Annotated in this window: 1 protein-coding gene; it reads right to left on the bottom strand. The window is 69.4% G+C overall.

Features of this window, described 5'->3' with window-relative positions:
• Nucleotides 1–464, bottom strand: a 464-nt coding sequence (locus tag RAD16_RS41020) for a PepSY-associated TM helix domain-containing protein (RefSeq protein WP_458163688.1), incomplete at both ends; no start/stop codon positions are given.

Raw genomic sequence — 464 nt, 5'->3', positions numbered from 1 at the left:
GATAGATCGGAAGCACCCAGGTGCCGATCACCGTATGCAGCGACCGGTGCAGGGCGCGGCCGCCGAGGGCGAGATTCGGCTTCAGCCACATCTTCACGCTGCTGGCGCGGCGCGGCCAGCGCAGCACGAGGCCGGAAATCAGCATCACGATCAGGCCGAGCGCGGCAGTGCCCGTGATCGGACGTCCCCAGCCCTTGGCGTCACCGGGGATGAGAAGCCAGCGATGCAGCCTGCGCACGGTCGCGAAAAATTCCTCGCCACGCGGCGAGCCCAGTACGCGCGCGTCGTAGGGGTCGACATAGAGCGAGGCGGGCCGTCCGCCCTGCTCGTCGCGGCCGAAGCGGACATGAACCGCAGCGGCCGGATCGCTCGACAGCGTGACGGCCGAGACCTTGCCGAGATCCTGCCCCGCCTTCAGCCGGGCCACCAGTTCGTCCGGCATCAACACCGGCACCTGACGCGGC

The sequence above is a fragment of the Bradyrhizobium sp. 18BD genome (assembly GCF_054185225.1).
Note: the sequence above shows the minus strand (reverse complement) of the source record. Positions and strands in the feature narration are given on the sequence as shown.